The 15,163-nt window shown below is 71.8% G+C and carries 17 protein-coding genes; 7 read left to right on the plus strand and 10 right to left on the minus strand.

Annotated elements, in window-relative coordinates:
• Positions 1–82 precede the first annotated feature (82 nt).
• A complete protein-coding gene (locus ACLQ3F_RS15550) occupies positions 83–253 on the plus strand; it encodes a hypothetical protein (RefSeq protein ID WP_425849539.1) in 171 nt (56 codons plus the stop codon).
• 72 nt (positions 254–325) lie between these two features.
• Here the strand turns inward: ACLQ3F_RS15550 and ACLQ3F_RS15555 are convergent, their stop codons facing one another.
• Positions 326–838 (minus strand): HIT family protein, encoded by a 513-nt coding sequence (locus ACLQ3F_RS15555; protein ID WP_357260432.1) that lies wholly within the window; start codon positions 836–838, stop codon positions 326–328.
• Positions 839–1,002: 164 nt separating this feature from the next.
• Between ACLQ3F_RS15555 and ACLQ3F_RS15560 the strand changes: the two genes are divergently transcribed.
• Positions 1,003–1,743 carry a D-Ala-D-Ala carboxypeptidase family metallohydrolase gene (locus ACLQ3F_RS15560; protein ID WP_425849541.1) on the plus strand — a complete coding sequence of 247 codons (741 nt, stop codon included), beginning with the start codon at positions 1,003–1,005 and terminating at the stop codon, positions 1,741–1,743.
• Between the two features lie 249 nt (positions 1,744–1,992).
• Here the strand turns inward: ACLQ3F_RS15560 and thrS are convergent, their stop codons facing one another.
• Positions 1,993–4,002, minus strand: a complete 2,010-nt coding sequence (gene thrS / locus ACLQ3F_RS15565; RefSeq protein WP_425849542.1) for a threonine--tRNA ligase — start codon at positions 4,000–4,002, stop codon at positions 1,993–1,995.
• Between the two features lie 188 nt (positions 4,003–4,190).
• On the opposite strand from thrS, the gene ACLQ3F_RS15570 reads away from it, so the two are divergent.
• Entirely contained in the window at positions 4,191–5,114 is a 924-nt protein-coding gene (locus ACLQ3F_RS15570; protein WP_425849544.1) for a DUF1775 domain-containing protein, read from the plus strand.
• A gap of 158 nt (positions 5,115–5,272) precedes the next feature.
• On the opposite strand, the gene ACLQ3F_RS15575 is transcribed toward ACLQ3F_RS15570, so the two are convergent.
• The gene (locus ACLQ3F_RS15575) at positions 5,273–6,193 is read right to left on the minus strand and encodes an ADP-ribosylglycohydrolase family protein (protein ID WP_425849545.1); all 921 of its coding nucleotides are present in this window, start codon (positions 6,191–6,193) and stop codon (positions 5,273–5,275) included.
• A gap of 73 nt (positions 6,194–6,266) precedes the next feature.
• Here ACLQ3F_RS15575 and ACLQ3F_RS15580 point away from each other — a divergent pair, with 73 nt between their 5' ends.
• Both ACLQ3F_RS15580 and ACLQ3F_RS15585 read left to right on the plus strand, forming a co-directional pair.
• Entirely contained in the window at positions 6,267–6,956 is a 690-nt protein-coding gene (locus ACLQ3F_RS15580; protein ID WP_091401712.1) for a response regulator transcription factor, read from the plus strand.
• Positions 6,957–6,985: 29 nt separating this feature from the next.
• The gene (locus tag ACLQ3F_RS15585; RefSeq protein ID WP_355007253.1) at positions 6,986–8,389 is read left to right on the plus strand and encodes a HAMP domain-containing sensor histidine kinase; all 1,404 of its coding nucleotides are present in this window, start codon (positions 6,986–6,988) and stop codon (positions 8,387–8,389) included.
• A gap of 251 nt (positions 8,390–8,640) precedes the next feature.
• Here ACLQ3F_RS15585 and ACLQ3F_RS15590 read toward each other — a convergent pair whose 3' ends face one another.
• Together ACLQ3F_RS15590 and ACLQ3F_RS15595 are read right to left on the minus strand one after the other, a co-directional pair.
• Positions 8,641–9,663 (minus strand): adenosine deaminase, encoded by a 1,023-nt coding sequence (locus tag ACLQ3F_RS15590; protein ID WP_387353261.1) that lies wholly within the window; start codon positions 9,661–9,663, stop codon positions 8,641–8,643.
• Entirely contained in the window at positions 9,660–10,454 is a 795-nt protein-coding gene (locus ACLQ3F_RS15595) for a trans-aconitate 2-methyltransferase (protein WP_425849547.1), read from the minus strand. The genes ACLQ3F_RS15590 and ACLQ3F_RS15595 overlap by 4 nt, the downstream gene beginning before the upstream one ends.
• 83 nt (positions 10,455–10,537) lie before the next feature.
• On the opposite strand from ACLQ3F_RS15595, the gene ACLQ3F_RS15600 reads away from it, so the two are divergent.
• Complete coding sequence (locus tag ACLQ3F_RS15600; protein WP_425849550.1) at positions 10,538–11,521, plus strand: aldo/keto reductase; 984 nt, start codon at positions 10,538–10,540, stop codon at positions 11,519–11,521.
• Positions 11,522–11,609: 88 nt separating this feature from the next.
• A complete protein-coding gene (locus tag ACLQ3F_RS15605; protein ID WP_425849552.1) occupies positions 11,610–11,801 on the plus strand; it encodes a hypothetical protein in 192 nt (63 codons plus the stop codon).
• A 121-nt stretch (positions 11,802–11,922) separates the two neighbouring features.
• On the opposite strand, the gene ACLQ3F_RS15610 is transcribed toward ACLQ3F_RS15605, so the two are convergent.
• From ACLQ3F_RS15610 to ACLQ3F_RS15630, 5 genes are all read right to left on the minus strand, one after another.
• Positions 11,923–12,126 (minus strand): cold-shock protein, encoded by a 204-nt coding sequence (locus ACLQ3F_RS15610; protein WP_030338233.1) that lies wholly within the window; start codon positions 12,124–12,126, stop codon positions 11,923–11,925.
• Positions 12,127–12,413: 287 nt separating this feature from the next.
• The gene (locus tag ACLQ3F_RS15615) at positions 12,414–12,686 is read right to left on the minus strand and encodes a DUF4235 domain-containing protein (RefSeq protein WP_357202603.1); all 273 of its coding nucleotides are present in this window, start codon (positions 12,684–12,686) and stop codon (positions 12,414–12,416) included.
• A complete protein-coding gene (locus ACLQ3F_RS15620; RefSeq protein ID WP_425849554.1) occupies positions 12,683–13,057 on the minus strand; it encodes a DUF3618 domain-containing protein in 375 nt (124 codons plus the stop codon). Before ACLQ3F_RS15620 ends, ACLQ3F_RS15615 begins: the two co-directional genes overlap by 4 nt.
• The gene (locus ACLQ3F_RS15625) at positions 13,054–13,488 is read right to left on the minus strand and encodes a phage holin family protein (RefSeq protein WP_030338239.1); all 435 of its coding nucleotides are present in this window, start codon (positions 13,486–13,488) and stop codon (positions 13,054–13,056) included. Before ACLQ3F_RS15625 ends, ACLQ3F_RS15620 begins: the two co-directional genes overlap by 4 nt.
• 460 nt (positions 13,489–13,948) lie before the next feature.
• Positions 13,949–15,136, minus strand: coding sequence for a mechanosensitive ion channel family protein (locus tag ACLQ3F_RS15630; RefSeq protein ID WP_357202609.1), 1,188 nt, complete (start codon positions 15,134–15,136; stop codon positions 13,949–13,951).
• Positions 15,137–15,163: the final 27 nt, after the last annotated feature.

Here is a 15,163-nt window from a genome sequence, read left to right on the forward strand (position 1 = left end):
CGATCGTGCCACCTTCGGCGGGCCGCGGCGTAGCAGACCGGCGGGCGGACACGCGGGCGCACGGGGACGGTCACGGTGCGGCATGTTCAACGCTGTACGACGGCTCGGGGTCGACATCGGCGCAGTGGTCATCGAGCCGGCCGACGACGACGCGGACACCTCGTTCCTCGGCGCGCACCGCCTGCGTACCCCGGCCGTCGTCGGAGCGTTCGGCCCGGCGTTCGGCACCGGGTGGAGAGCTGGTCGGAACTGACCCCGCTGCTGCGCGCCGACTAGCCGGACCGGCGCAGAGGTCGCGCGACCTGCGCGGCGCGGCAGACGGCGGTCAGGACGGCCAGGCGCGGGCGAACAGGTCCCGGGTGTCGCCGAGCAGCTGCGGCAGGACCTTGGTGCGGCCGATCACCGGCATGAAGTTCGCGTCGCCGCCCCAGCGCGGCACCACGTGCTGGTGCAGGTGAGCGGCGATGCCGGCGCCGGCCACCCCGCCCTGGTTCATGCCCAGGTTGAAGCCGTGGGCGTTGCTGACCTTGCGGATCACCCGCATCGCGGTCTGGGTGTACGACGCCAGCTCGGTGGTCTCCGGCACGTCCAGGTCCGTGTAGTCGGCGACGTGGCGGTAGGGGCAGACCAGCAGGTGCCCCGGGTTGTACGGGTAGAGGTTGAGCACCACGAACACGTGCTCACCCCGGGCCACCACCAGGCTCTCCTCCGGCGGCAGCTTCGGCCCCCGACAGAAGGGACAGCCGGTGGGCTTCTCGTAGCCCTCGGCCGGGCGGTCCTCGCCAGAGATGTAGGTCATGCGGTGCGGCGTCCAGAGCCGCTCCAGACCGTCCGCCATGCCGTCACTGTCCGTGTGCCGTTCCACCCCTGTCACGAGCCGATCCTACGGAGCCCCGCGGGCATGCCGCGACACCCGCCGTCGGGAAACCCGGCATTGCAAGTTCTTGACGGATCAAGGCGAAGGCATGAAACTTCCATCCATCCACGTACTTCCATGCATTGATGGAGGGCTACATGTATCGACGGCTCGGCAGGTTCCTCGCGGCACTGGCGATGACCGCCGCCACCACAGTGGCCGGCGTCACCCTCACTGCCGGCGCCGCACAGGCGGACGGCTGCTACACCTGGGGTCGCGCCCTGTCCCAGGGGATGTCCGGCGAAGACGTCCGGCAACTCCAGATCCGGGTCGCCGGCTACCCCGGCTATGGCGCAGTGCTCACCATCGATGGCGCGTTCGGCCCGGCCACCCGGTCCGCGGTCATCCGCTTCCAGCAGGCGTACGGGTTGTCGGCGGACGGCGTCGCCGGCACGCAGACGTTCAACCGGCTCTACGCCCTCCAGGACGACGACTGCACACCGGTCAACTTCAGCTACGCCGAGCTGAACAACTGCAACAGCACCTGGGCCGGCGGCGCGGTCTCGGCGAGCACCGCGCGGTTCAACGCGCTCGTGTCGATGTGGAAGCTCCAGGCCATGCGGCACGCCCTCGGGGACGTGAACATCGCGATCAGCAGCAGCTTCCGCAGCTACACCTGCAACAGCGCGGTCGGCGGCGCGTCGAACAGTCGACACCTCTACGGTGACGGGGTGGACCTGGTCGGGTCCCCGTCGTTCTGCCGATTGGCGCAGCAGGCCCGCAACCACGGCTTCGGGCAGATCCTCGGCCCCGGCTACCCCGATCACAACGACCACACCCACGTGGCGGCGGTCGGAGGCTGGTCAGCGCCGAACTGCGGCATCTGACACCCCACGCCAGCCTCCCGGCGTCGGTCCCCACCCGCGCCAGCCTCCCGGCGCCGGTCCCACCCGCGCCGACCTCCCGTGCCGGCTTCCCGGCGAAGATCGCGCCCGAACATGGAAGTAGTGGCCTCCCACGCCGGGGAGGCCACTACTTCCTGGATCGAGCACGATCATGCGGCGGGCGGGCCGCACCACGCAGACCGCGCGGACGGACCGCACCGCGCGGACGGACCGCGCCGTGCGGTGGTCCCGTTACTCCGCCGCGGCGGACGGGCCGATGTTGGTCCGTGAGCTGACCACGTCCAGCACGTGGGTCACCGCCTCGGCGACCGGCACCCCGTTGCGCTGGGAGCCGTCGCGGTAGCGGAAGGAGACAGTGCCGGCGGCCACGTCGTCGTCACCGGCGATCACCATGAACGGGATCTTCTGCTGCTGCGCCGTCCGGATCTTCTTCTGCATCCGGTCGTCACCCGCGTCCACCTGGGCCCGGATGCCCTCGGCACGCAGCGCCGCGACAAAGCCGTGCAGGTAGTCGGTGTGATCCTCGCGGATCGGAATGCCCACCACCTGCACCGGCGCGAGCCAGGCCGGGAAAGCGCCAGCGTAGTGCTCGGTGAGCACCCCGAAGAACCGCTCGATCGACCCGAACAGCGCACGGTGGATCATCACGGGCCGCTGCCGGCTACCGTCGGCGGCCTGGTACTCCAACGCGAACCGCTCCGGCTGGTTGAAGTCGACCTGGATGGTGGACATCTGCCAGGTCCGGCCGATGGCGTCACGGGCCTGCACGGAGATCTTCGGCCCGTAGAACGCCGCGCCGCCCGGGTCGGGAACCAGGTCCAGGCCGGAGGTCGCGGCGGCGGTCCGCAGCGCCTCGGTGGCCTCGGCCCAGTCCTCGTCGGCCCCGATGAACTTGGGCGAGTCGTCCCGGGTCGACAGCTCCAGGTAGAAGTCGTCCAGGCCGTAGTCGCGTAGCAGGTCGAGCACGAAGCTGAGCAGCGTGGACAGCTCGCCGGCCATCTGCTCACGGGTGCAGTAGATGTGCGAGTCGTCCTGGGTCAGGCCGCGGACCCGGGTGAGGCCGTGCACGACACCGGACTTCTCGTACCGGTAGACGGTGCCGAACTCGAACATCCGCAACGGCAGCTCCCGGTACGACCGCCCGCGCGACCTGAAGATCAGGTTGTGCATCGGGCAGTTCATCGCCTTGAGGTAGTAGTCCGCGCCTTCCAGCTGCATGGGCGGGAACATGGTGTCCGCGTAGTACGGCAGGTGACCGGAGGTCTGGAACAGCTGCGCCTTGGTGATGTGCGGGGTGTTGACGAACTCGTACCCCGCCTCCTCGTGCCGCCGCCGCGAGTAGTGCTCCATCTCGCGACGGATGATGCCGCCCTTGGGGTGGAAGACCGCCAGGCCGGAGCCGATCTCGTCGGGGAAGCTGAACAGGTCGAGGTCCGCGCCGAGCTTGCGGTGGTCGCGCCGGGCGGCCTCCTCCAACAGCTTCAGGTACGCCTTGAGCTCGTCGCGGGTCGGCCACGCGGTGCCGTACACCCGCTGCAGTTGGGGGTTCTTCTCCGACCCCCGCCAGTACGCGGCGGCGGAGCGCATCAGCTTGAACGCGCCGATCAGTCGGGTGGTCGGCAGGTGCGGGCCCCGGCACAGGTCCGACCAGCAGACCTTGTCCTCCTTGGCGTCGAGGTTGTCGTAGATGGTCAGCTCGCCGCCGCCCACCTCCATCACCTCGTCGGTGTCCAGGCCCTCGCCCTTGACCTCGATCAACTCCAGCTTGAACGGCTCGTCGGCCAGCTCGGAGCGCGCCTCGTCCAGGCTGCCGAAGCGGCGGCGACGGAACCGCTGCCCGGACTTGATGATCTCCTGCATGCGCTTCTCGAGCTTGCTGATGTCATCGGGCTGGAACGGCTTGTCGACGTCGAAGTCGTAGTAGAAGCCGTTCTCGATGGGCGGGCCGATGCCCAGCTTGGCCTCGGGGAAGATGTCCTGCACGGCCTGGGCGAGGACGTGCGCGGTGGAGTGGCGCAGCACGTTGAGCCCGTCGGGCGAATCCAGGGTGACCGGCTCGACGACGGTTTCCTCGGCCGGCGCCCAGTCCAGGTCGCGCAGCTGGCCCTGCGGGTCGCGGACCACGACGATCGCCTTGGGACCGTTCGCGGGCAGTCCGGCCGCGGCCACCGCGTCGGCCGCCGTGGTCCCGGCGGCGACGACGACGGGGTCGGCCACGGCGGGGGTACGGGGTGCGGACACGGTGACTCCTCCAAGTGGTACGAAACGGTGCCGATCCTCGGCTCCTGCCGATGCTATCGGTCGCCCCGCCCCCGACCGGGAAGGGCACCTCCTTACCGCCGACGTTGAACCTTTCGCGCCTCGCAGCCGAACTAGAGGGTGTGGCCGGAAACCGGAACCGGCCACGCCGACACGGATGGGGGCACGACATGGCGAGCACGTACGGCGGTGGCCGTCGGCGGCGGATCGTGGCGGCGACCGCGGTGACCGCCGCTGGGCTGCTGCTCTGGCCTGGCACGGCGTACGCGGCAGACGTGACGACCACCCCGACCGAGGCCCGGCAGGGCGAGGCGGTACGGCTGGAGTTCAGCGTTCCGGAGGAGCGGGCCGGCACGAAGACCAAGCAGATCGAGGTACGGCTGCCGGCCGACGCGCCGATCGCCGAGGTCTACCCCATGTCGGTGGACGGCTGGGCGCCCCGGCTCAGCTCCCGCACCCTGGACAAGCCGCTGCCCGGCATCCACTCCTCCGGGGTGAGCACTGTGACGACCGCGGTGACCTGGGTCCGGGTCGGTGCGAGCGACCCGGGGCCGGCTCGTTTGGCGCTCTCCATGGGGCCGATGCCGCAGGCCGAGCGGCTCACCTTCGAGGTCGTCCAGACGTACGCGGATGGCACTGTGGTCCGGTGGGCGGACGCCACCGGTCCGCACCGGGCCCCGGCGCTGACCCTGCTGCCGGCGGCGCCCGGTGCGGCGGGTCCGGGCGCGCACGGCGGCGGCCACGGCGGCCCGGCGGCCGGCGTGCCGGATGCTGCCGGTGTGCCCGATGCTCCGGACAACGGTGCGGACGCGGCACCGCCGGCCCAATCGGGCGGTGCCGACGAGGGCAGTGCCGACGGATTGCTGGCCGCCGGCCTGCTCGCCGGCCTGGGCGGCGGCGCGGCGATCGGCTGGTTGCTCAGCCGGTGGCGCCGACGCGACCCGGGAGAGGCCACCGCGCTCGCCGAGGTGACCGGCGACCCGGACGAGGCCACGACGCCCAATGCGGCCGCGACCCTGGCCGAGATAACCGGCCGCGCGGACAGGACCGCAAAGACCGACCCACAGCCCGCTGTCTCCGCGGCATCGCGGTGATCGACTCGGCTTCCAGGAAACCGCGGCATCCCCGCCGCCCGGACGGCCCGATTTGCAGGAAGCCGAGTTGATCGCGGGCCGCCCAGGCCCAGTGCGGCGCCAGCGCAGGGCAGCCCGCACAGGGGCAACCCCCGGCCGGCCAGGGCAGCCCCGGGTGCTCAGGGCAGCCAGGTAGGTAACGGTTCGCGGGCGGCCAGCCACTGCGCGGGCACCCCGCCGGGGGTGCCGACGCCGGTGTGCGCCGCTACCACCGCTCCGGCGATGGCCGCCGTGGTGTCCACGTCACCACCGGCCCGTACGCACGTCTCGATGGCCGCCGGATAGTCGTCGAGGTGGGTGGCGGCCACCCAGAGGGTGAACCCGACGGTGTCCTGGGCGGTCACCCGGGAGCCGTTGCCGAGCTCCGCCACCACCCGGGGCAACGGCCGGCCGAGCAGCCCGGCCGCCCGGTGTACGCCCCGATGCACCTCGGTGCCCGGGTCGAGCGCGGCGGCGATCCCGGCGAGCAGCCGCTCCGGGGCGGGCCGGTGTCCGTCGAGGCGGGCCCGGGCGGCCAGCGCGGCGGCGACGGCGACGGCGACCGCCCCGGCGATCCCCTCCGGGTGCGCGTGCGTCACCTCGGCGGACGCGCGCGCCTGCGCCGCGGCGCGCGCTGTCGAGTCGGCGAAGTACGCGCCCAGCGGGCCGACCCGCATCGCCGCGCCGTTGCCGCAGGAGCCCTGCCCGTCGAAAGCTGAGGCGGCGGCCAGCGGCCACGGGGTGCCGGCGCGGATCAGCCCCAGGATGAGCATCGCGCCCGCGCCGTAGCCTCGTCGCTCGGTGCATCGCTGCGCGAAGGAGAGGGCAAGCCGGTCCCGGTCGATGCCGGCGGAGTCGGCCAACTGGGCGAAGACCGAGCAGGCCATCTCGGTGTCGTCGGTCCATTCCCAGGGCGGCGGCGGCAGCGCGTCGGCGGTGAGATCCACTGGCGCCGGCACCGGCAGGAAGTACTGCGCGCCGAGCGCGTCACCGGTGGAGAGACCGGCGAGGCTGTCCCGGGCGAGCGCCAGGCGGGCATCGGCGAACAGGGTGAACGACATCGTCGTACCAGCTTGCCCGGTTGCCAGGCACGCCGCAACGCGATCAACTTGCCAGGCCAAGTACGGTCTTGTCGTGGCCTCCGTGCTCCTGGTCGAAGACGATCACGTCGTACGCGGCGCGATGTTGCGGTCCCTCACCGACCGGGGGCATGCCGTGCACGCCGTGGGTACGGCGTTGGACGCCCTGCGTCGGGTGGCCGCGGAGACACCCGACCTGGTGGTGCTCGACCTCGGCCTACCCGACCTGGACGGCTCGGACGCGCTGCGGATGTTGCGCGGCATCACCGACGTTCCGATCATCATCGCCACCGCCCGCGACGACGAGCAGTCGGTGGTCAAGCTGCTGCGGGCCGGGGCCGACGACTACATGGTCAAGCCGTTCACCGGCGCACACCTGGATGCCCGGATCACCACAGTGCTGCGCCGGGCCGGCCGGGCCAGTCGGTCCGTGCAGCCCGCCGTGCACAGCGTCGGCGGGCTGCGGGTGGACGTGGGCGAGCGCAGCGCCCAGCTCGACGGGGAGCCGCTGGCGCTGACCCGCAAGGAATTCGACCTGTTGGCGTATCTCGCCGCACGACCTGGGCGGGTAGTGTCCCGCCGGGAACTCTTGGAGGAGGTATGGCGGCAGCCATCGGTCGGCGAGGATCAGACAATCGACGTTCACCTGTACTGGCTCCGCAGAAAGATGGGCGAGTCCGCGGCGAAGCCGCGCTACCTGCGCACCGTGCGGGGGGTCGGATTCCGGCTGGTGGCACCGGACTGAGGACGGCGCTGGCCCTGCTCACGGCCGGCATGTGCAGTCTCGTCGCGCTCGCGTTCCTGATCCCGCTCGGGCTCAGCCTGCGCGAGCAGAGCCGGGACGAGGCGATCGCCGACGCGGCCCGGCGCAGCGCGCTGGTGACCGGCGCGCTGGCGGTCAGCACCGACCCGGCGGTCGTCGAGCGTGCCATGGTGGCCAGCGCCGAGGGCGCACCCACCCGGCCCGTGGTGCACGGGTTGGGGTTGGACGAATCCGCTGGTCGGGCCAGCGGCAGCGACCTGGACCGGGCCCGCTCCGAACGCCAGTCGCTCGTCGTCGACGTCGACGGGGGTGTGGCCCGGCTCGACCCGGTGGTGCTCGGCGACCGGACGGCAGTGGTCGAGGTGTTCCTTCCGGAGTCGACGCTGGGCGAGGGCGCCGGCGGCACCTGGTTGCTGCTGTTCGCTGTCGGCGCGGCGATGGCCGGCGCGGCGGTGCTGGTGGTCGACCGGGTCGCTGCCCGCGCGGTGGACTCCACCCGCGGTCTGGTCAAGGCCGCGCTCTCCATCGGCGACGGCGACCTCGGCGTACGCGTCGAGCCGACCGGTCCGCGCGAGCTGGCCGAGGCCGGGTACGCCTTCAACCGGATGGCGGACCGCCTGGACGCCGCCCGCACCGACGAGCGGGAGTTGGTGGCCGACCTGTCGCATCGTCTGCGCACCCCGTTGACGGTGCTGCGGTTGGACGCGGAGGCGTTGGAGTCCGACGACACCAGCGTGGGTTCGTTCAGCCCGGCGGAGTTGGACCGGCTGCGGGGGATCCGGCGGATCCGGCAGGCGATCGTCACCCTGGAAGGTGAGATCGACGTCCTGATCAAGACCACCCGCAAGACGGTGGCGCTGGAGGCCGGGCCGGCGATGTGCGACGTCAGCGAGGTGGTCCGGGACCGGATGGTGTTCTGGGCGGCGTTGGCCGGCGACCAGAACCGGCCGCACCGGGTCAACGGCGCCCAGCTGCGGATCCCGGCGCCGGTGCCGCGGGCCGAACTGGCCGCCGCGCTGGACGCGGTCATCGGCAACGTCTTCCGCTACACCCCGCAGGGCACCGCGTTCGAGGTGGCGGTGTCCCGGCGCGACGGTTACGTGGCGATCCGGATCGACGACGCCGGCCCCGGCATCGCCAACCCGGACCGCGCGCTGCGCCGCGGCGCCAGTGACCAGGGCTCGACCGGGCTCGGGCTGGACATCGCCAAGCGGGTCGCGTTGCAGGCCAACGGCTCGGTGAGCATCGACCGCGCCCGGCTGGGCGGGGCCAGTGTGGTGATGCTGCTCGCTGACCCGGAGGCGACGCCCCGGCAGGTCAGCCGCTTCGGTCTGGTTGGTCGGATGGCCCGCGACGCCCGGGACACCAAGGCCACCGCACGTCGCTGGCCCCGCCAGCGCCCCACCGACGACTGACCCCGCCGGGCCCGGGGCTGTGCGCCGGCGCAAGTCTTCCTTAGATCGCGGTTAACGACCGCGTTGGATCGGCCGTGGGCTGACAGGATTCAGGGCACGAACCCACCAGTTCCACCGGCCGAGCGCACCACGCACCCGCGGCCGGTGGAGCCGCGCGCGCGGCGGGAGTCACAGGTCCCCCCACACCCACGCTCCCGCCGCGCGCCCTGCTCAACCAGCCGGCCCGACCGGCACCCGAGCGGCAGTCCAGCTCAGCCGGCGGTGGCGAGGTACGCGTCGATCTCGGCGAGGATCCGCTGCTGGCCGGCGGCGTCCAGGAAGGACGCGGTCACCGCGTTGCGGGCAAGCCCGGCCAGTCCCTCGGCGCCGACACCGAGCAGGCGGGCGGCCACCGCGTACTCGTCGTTGAGGGTGGTGCCGAACATCGGCGGGTCGTCGGAGTTGATGGTGACCAGCAGCCCTGCGTCGACGAGCTGACGCAGCGGGTGCTCGTCGAGGGTGGCGACCGCCCGGGTCCGCACGTTGGACGTCGGGCAGACCTCCATCCCGATCTGCCGCTCGGCCAGGTACGCGAGCAGCTGCGGGTCCTGCGCGGCGGAGATGCCGTGCCCGATCCGCTCGGCACCCAACTCGTTCAGCGCGTCCCAGACGGTCTGCGGCCCGGTGGTCTCCCCGGCGTGCGGCACCGAGCGCAGCCCGGCGGCGCGGGCCTGGTCGAAGTAGGGCCGGAACTGCGGTCGGGGTACGCCGATCTCCGGGCCGCCCAGACCGAAACTGACCAGCCCGTCCGGGCGCTCGTCCAGCGCGATGCGCAGCGTCTCCTCGGCTGCCGGCAGGCCGGCCTCCCCGGGGATGTCGAAGCACCAGCGCAGCTCGATGCCGAAGTCGGTCAGGGCGCGCCTGCGGGCGTCCTCGATGGCCTCGCAGAACGCCGGCGCGGGAATGCCCCGTCGGACGTGCGAGTACGGGGTGATGGTCAGCTCCGCGTACCGGACCTGTTGGCGGGCCAGTTCGCGGGCCACCTCGTGGGTGAGGATCCAGACGTCCTCCGGGTCGCGGATGAGATCCACGACGCTCAGGTAGACCTCGACGAAGTGCGCGAAGTCGCGGAACTCGAAGTAGCTGGCGAGCGCGTCCGGGTCGGCCGGCACGGGAGTGCGCCCCTCGTGGCGCGCCGCCAACTCGGCGACGGTCCGGGGCAGGGCGGAGCCGACGTGGTGCACGTGCAGCTCCACCTTGGGTAGGCCGGCGATGAAGGTGGACAGGTCGGTCACGGATTCTCCTGAGCATGGTCGCCGGTGCGGGCGACGACGAAGACGCGGCGGAACGGGAAGTACACCTGACCCTGCCGCACCGGGTACGCCGCGCTGAGCCGTACTCCCAGCTCGGCCCGGAAGGCGGACCAGCCGGCTGCGTCCAGTGCGGCCCGGACCGGGCGCAGCGCGGTGCCCTCCATCCAGGTCAGCACCGGGTGCTCGGCGGCGGGTCGAGCCGGCAGCAGGTGCACGTAGGTAGTCTCCCAGGCGTCTACCGCGCAGCCGACGGCGGTCAGTAGCGCCGCGTAGTCGGCCGGGTCGTCGACCGGGTCCGCGCGCAGCAGCGGGGCGACCTCGGCGCGCCAGGTCGGCCGGTCGGCGACCTCGCGCAGGGCGCGGTGCGAGTCGGCGGCGAAGTTGCCGGGGACCTGCATGGCGAGCCAGGCGCCGGCGGGCAGATCGGTGGCCCAGCGGCGCAGCAGCTCCTGGTGGCCCGGAACCCACTGCAGGGCGGCGTTGCTGACCACCACGTCGTCGTCGCCGGTCGGACGCCAGTCGCGCAGGTCGGCGACCGCGAAGTCGACAGGCGCGCCGAGGGTCTCGGCCCGCTCGATCATCTCGGCTGAGGAGTCGAGGCCGCGCACCCGGCTGGTCGGCCAGCGTTCCGCGAGGATGGCGGTGAGCTGGCCGGGGCCACAGCCGAGGTCGACCACCGCCCGGGGGCGTTCGGCCGGGATCCGGGCGATAAGGTCGTGAAACGGCCGGGATCGCTCGTCGCCGAAGCGCAGGTAGGTCGTCGGGTCCCACATGGTCGCCTCCCAAACCGTACGTCCGTACTGCTGACGGTACGGCTCGCGTGGCAGGGTGGCAACCCGATCACTAGGCTCGGGGCATGGAACAGCGCAGCTTCAACCGGCTCGGCCGGACCGTTGGCGCGGTCGGCCTGGGCGCGTGGCAACTCGGCGCCGACTGGGGCACCGTCAGCGAGGACGACGCGATGGCGGTGCTCGCCGCCGCCGTCGACGCCGGGGTCACCTTCCTCGATACCGCCGACGTGTACGGCGACGGCCGCAGCGAGCAGCTGATCGGCCGCTTCCTGCGCACCCGACCCGACGCCGGGCTGACCGTCGCCACCAAGATGGGCCGCCGCGTCGAGCAGCGGCCGGAGGCGTACACCCTGGCCAACTTCCGGCAGTGGACCGACCGCTCCCGGGCCAACCTGGGCATGGACACCCTGGACCTGGTCCAGTTGCACTGCCCGCCCACCGAGGTCTTCGCCTCCGACGAGGTCTTCGACGGTCTGGACACCCTCGTCGCCGAGAAGGCCATCGCCGGGTACGGAGTCAGCGTCGAGACCTGCGACCAGGCCCTCACCGCGATCGCCCGACCGGGGGTGGCGAGCGTCCAGATCATCCTCAACGCGGTCCGCCACAAGCCCCTGGAGCAGGTGCTGCCGGCCGCGGCGGCAGCCGGCGTCGGCATCATCGCCCGCGTACCGCTCGCCAGTGGCCTGCTCTCCGGCCGCTACGACGAGCACACCGAGTTCCCCGCCGACGACCACCGCAACTACAACCGGCACGGCGCCGCCTTCGACGTCGGCGAGACGTTCTCCGGGGTCGACTTCGATCGAGGTCTGGCCGCCGTACGCCGGCTGGCCCCGCTCGTCGGCGCGGACCGCACGATGGCGCAGTTCGCCCTGCGCTGGGTGTTGGACCAGGCGGGCGTCACAGTGGTCATCCCCGGCGCCCGCGACGCCGACCAGGCCCGACGCAACGCAGCCGCGGCGGACCTGTCCCCGCTCACCGACGAGCAGTTGGCAGCCGTCCGCGACACCTACGACGAGCTGATCCGCCCGCAGGTGCACGACCGGTGGTGACCCGCGCGCCCGGGGTGCTCGCGTCACGCCATCCGGCCGGCGATGCTGGACGGCGGCGCGCCGCCCCGGGCGGCGGAGAGGGGACGCGATGAGAGGTTGGCTTCCGCTCACCCTCGGCCTGCTGGCCGTGGTGATCGGTGTGGTGTGGACGGTCCAGGGCCTCGGCTACGTCAGCGGCAGCGTGATGACCGACGAGAAGATCTGGGCGGTGATCGGCCCGATCGTGACGCTGGCTGGGCTGGTCGTGCTCTGGCTCGGCCTGCGCTCGCGTCGACGCTGACCGCTCGCCGCAGCGGCGAGCCTGAGCAGGCGAAAGCCCCGCATCCCAACCGGGATGCGGGGCTTGCCCGTGACCCGTGAGCCGGGTCGTCCCACTGGCCGGCGGGGGCCGGCCGTCCTACTCAGATGGGACGGACCTGCTCAGCCTGCGGGCCCTTCTGACCCTGAGCAATCTCGAACTCCACCCGCTGGTTCTCCTCCAGCGAGCGGTAGCCGCTGGTCTGGATGGCCGAGAAGTGGACGAACACGTCAGCACCCCCACCATCGACGGTGATGAAGCCGAAGCCCTTGTCAGCGTTGAACCACTTCACGGTTCCCTGAGCCATGTGTATCTCCCTCGAAAAACTGGCGGCCGTGCACGCCGTCCGGCCGATTGGCCGTTTTTGAGCAGCGGTGCCTGAGGCGGCCCCACGAAGGAGACTTCTCTCAACCCACGCCATCTCGCAACAGCGGGGACCAGCAAATCACGGAGGTAAAAAGTCTGTCACGACCTCTCCGACGAATTTCTCCGACATGTGACCTGACGGATGCCTCAGGCGCGCTGGGCGGCGTGCGATGCCATGCGAAAGCCCCCTTCCCATCGATGCGGGAAGGGGGCTGAAGTCGCTGCTGGTCAGTCCGGCCAACTGCCGGTCATCCGGCGTACGCCGACCGCGCCACCCCGGTCCACGGCGGCCCGGACGACAGCGAAAATGGCGCCCTGCAACGCCGCGGCGGCCAGGATCTCGCCCCAGCCGCGATCCTCGTCGGTCGCGTTGGGCGCCTCACCGTCGCCCGCGGTGACCTTCCAGACCTGCCGGAAGATCGCCCCGGCCACCGTGCCCGCGGCGATACCCAACAACACGCCGACCGGCCGGTACGCGACCCTGCCGATTTTCTTGCTCACCGACGCCTCCCCCGCACGATCATCAGCACCACCACGGTGGCCACCGCGCCGGCCGCGATGGCCGCCCACGGCACCGGGTTGCGGCGCACCAACTCTCTCTTGTCGTACGCCTGTGCGCGTACCAACTCGCCCTTTTCGTATGCCTGCGCCCGCGCCATTCCGGCGCCGCGCGCGGCCTGCCCGCGGACCCGGGCGACGGTCTGCGCCGCCTGCTCCCGCATCCGCTCCTTGGCCTGCTCGGCGGACTCCTTGAGACGCGCCTTGACGTCGGCCTTGGCGGCCAACGCCTCCATCGTCTCGCCCAACTCGACCCGGGTGCGACGGATCTCCTCGCGGAGGGCCTCCGTGTCGCCGGTCCCGTTACCCGTCATTGCCGCCCCCTGTCCTTCACCGCGGCAGTGACGGTGTCCATGTCTGCCCGGAGGCTACGGACCGTGGCCGCCGGCACCGGCGGGACAGCACGGCTGACCTGCTTCTTGCCCACCAGGGCCAGGATGCCGGCCACCAGGAAACACGCCACCGCCACGATCAGCGCCGCCGCCCAGGCGGGCAACACCAGGTCGAGCAACAGGATCGCCGTGGCGACGAGCGCACCCAGACCGAAGAAGGCGAGCGCGCCACCGCCGCCGAACAGGCCGATCCCGATGCCCGCGTGCTTACCCTTCTGGGTCAACTCCGCTCGGGCCAGCGTCAGTTCGTCCCGTACGAGGCGGGAAATCTGCTCGGTGGCCCGCTGCACCAACTCGGCGGTGGAGGGCTCGCTCCCATTCTGGGATGTGCGGGCTTTCGCCACGTCAGCCATGCTGTCCTCCTTTCCTCATCACCGCGCTGTATGCCCGAAGTCGTCGCTCGTCAATCCTAAAGCGCGCCAGCCAGCTCACCGTCACGCTTGTCCGGACGCCGCGCCGCTGATCCGCCGCCAGTCGCCACGATCACGCCAGAGATGTCAGGCAGCACATCCCCCACCCAAGCCCAACCAAACCTCCGAAACCAACCACCCACCCCCGCTCCCACCCCACCCCGCCCCTCCCGCAGCGGTGATCATGAGGTTGCCGGGGACAAACCAGGCGTACCCACCCGTCAACGCCATGATCGTCGAGGTCTGTCGCGCAAGATCGCGCTCGATCCTGGTTGTAGTGGCCTCGACCGGGATGGAGGCCACTACAACCAGGAAGTTGCACGATCTTGCAGGGCGGGGGCCGGGCAGGGCAGGGCAGGGGCGGGGCGCGAGGTGGGGCGGGCCGGGGCGCGAGGGCGGGGTGTCAGGGGCGGGTTTCTTCGGGGCCTACGAAGGCTTCGCTTCGGGCGTCCCCGTCGTCGCTGCCACCGAAGACACGGGCGTCGTCGGGCGCCTCGGTGTCGGACAGGCGGCGGGCCGGCCGCCTCGGCTGCACCCACTGCCAGGACAGGTTGCTGTTGGCGTCGCCCAGCTCGGTGCGGAGCCGCGGCATCGCGGTCGGGCGGTTGTCCCGGATCCAGGCGACCAGGTGCTCCCGGACGAGACAGCGCAGGTCCCACAGGCTGCCGGCGTCGGCGGCGCTGACCAGCGCGCGCAACCGGACCGTCCCGCCGGTGGCGTCGGTGACCTGCAGGACGCAGACCCGTCCGTCCCACAGTTCGGTGCCCTCGACGAGGCGGCGCAGCTCCTCGCGCATGGTCTGCACGGGCACCGCCCAGTCGACGTCGAACTCGGCGGTGCCGAGCACCGCCGCCTCCGTCCGGGTCCAGTTCTGGAACGGCTTGCTGGTGAAGTACGAGGTGGGCAGGATCAACCGACGGTCGTCCCAGATCTGCACCACGACGTAGCTGAGGGTCAGCTCCTCGATGCGGCCCCACTCCCCCTCGACAACGACGACGTCGTCGAGCCGGACGGCATCGCTGAAGGCGAGCTGGACGCCGGCGAAGACGTTGCCGAGCAGGCTCTGTGCGGCGAGCGCGGCCACCACACCGACCACACCGGCCGAGGTCAGCACACCGGCGCCGATGCCCCGCACGCTGGGGAACGTCATCAGCATCACGCCGACGGCCAGGATGACGATCACCGCGATGGTCAGTCGGCGCAGCATGACCACCTGGGTCCGTACCCGTCGGGCGTGCCGGTTGTCCGGTACGTCGACCCGGAACCGGGCCAGCGCGGTGTCCTCCACGACGACCAGCAGGCAGGCGACCAGCCAGGCCAGTGCGGCGATGACGCCGAGGATGAGCAGGTGCAGCAGGAGCCGCCGCCAGCCCTCGCCGACCGCGTACCCGGTGCTGAAGCGGACGGCGAACTGCACGGCCAGGACCGTCGCGGCGACCTGGAACGGGCGGTGGGCGTGGTCGGTCAACTCGGTCAACAGCAGTGACCGGCGGCCGAACCGCCGGGTCAACCGGTGGACGACCTCGACCAGGAACAGGGCGACCGCCGCCGCGACGAGCGCGGCGACGGCCGTTTCGAGATAGTTCTGCACGGCTTCGGTGCTTCCCTTCGATCAAAC

Origin of the sequence: Micromonospora sp. DT15, from assembly GCF_049841475.1 — a bacterium.
Classification (GTDB): domain Bacteria; phylum Actinomycetota; class Actinomycetes; order Mycobacteriales; family Micromonosporaceae; genus Micromonospora.

Bases quoted from the DNA above. Each gene is read 5' to 3' on its own strand.
- ACLQ3F_RS15550 (WP_425849539.1), top strand. From the start codon at position 83: ATGTTCAACGCTGTACGACGGCTCGGGGTCGACATCGGCGCAGTGGTC.
- ACLQ3F_RS15555 (WP_357260432.1), bottom strand. From the start codon at position 838: ATGGCGGACGGTCTGGAGCGGCTCTGGACGCCGCACCGCATGACCTAC.
- ACLQ3F_RS15560 (WP_425849541.1), top strand. From the start codon at position 1,003: ATGGAGGGCTACATGTATCGACGGCTCGGCAGGTTCCTCGCGGCACTG.
- ACLQ3F_RS15570 (WP_425849544.1), top strand. From the start codon at position 4,191: ATGGCGAGCACGTACGGCGGTGGCCGTCGGCGGCGGATCGTGGCGGCG.
- ACLQ3F_RS15575 (WP_425849545.1), bottom strand. From the start codon at position 6,193: ATGTCGTTCACCCTGTTCGCCGATGCCCGCCTGGCGCTCGCCCGGGAC.
- ACLQ3F_RS15585 (WP_355007253.1), top strand. From the start codon at position 6,986: ATGTGCAGTCTCGTCGCGCTCGCGTTCCTGATCCCGCTCGGGCTCAGC.
- ACLQ3F_RS15595 (WP_425849547.1), bottom strand. From the start codon at position 10,454: ATGTGGGACCCGACGACCTACCTGCGCTTCGGCGACGAGCGATCCCGG.
- ACLQ3F_RS15600 (WP_425849550.1), top strand. From the start codon at position 10,538: ATGGAACAGCGCAGCTTCAACCGGCTCGGCCGGACCGTTGGCGCGGTC.
- ACLQ3F_RS15605 (WP_425849552.1), top strand. From the start codon at position 11,610: ATGAGAGGTTGGCTTCCGCTCACCCTCGGCCTGCTGGCCGTGGTGATC.
- ACLQ3F_RS15610 (WP_030338233.1), bottom strand. From the start codon at position 12,126: ATGGCTCAGGGAACCGTGAAGTGGTTCAACGCTGACAAGGGCTTCGGC.
- ACLQ3F_RS15620 (WP_425849554.1), bottom strand. From the start codon at position 13,057: ATGACGGGTAACGGGACCGGCGACACGGAGGCCCTCCGCGAGGAGATC.
- ACLQ3F_RS15625 (WP_030338239.1), bottom strand. From the start codon at position 13,488: ATGGCTGACGTGGCGAAAGCCCGCACATCCCAGAATGGGAGCGAGCCC.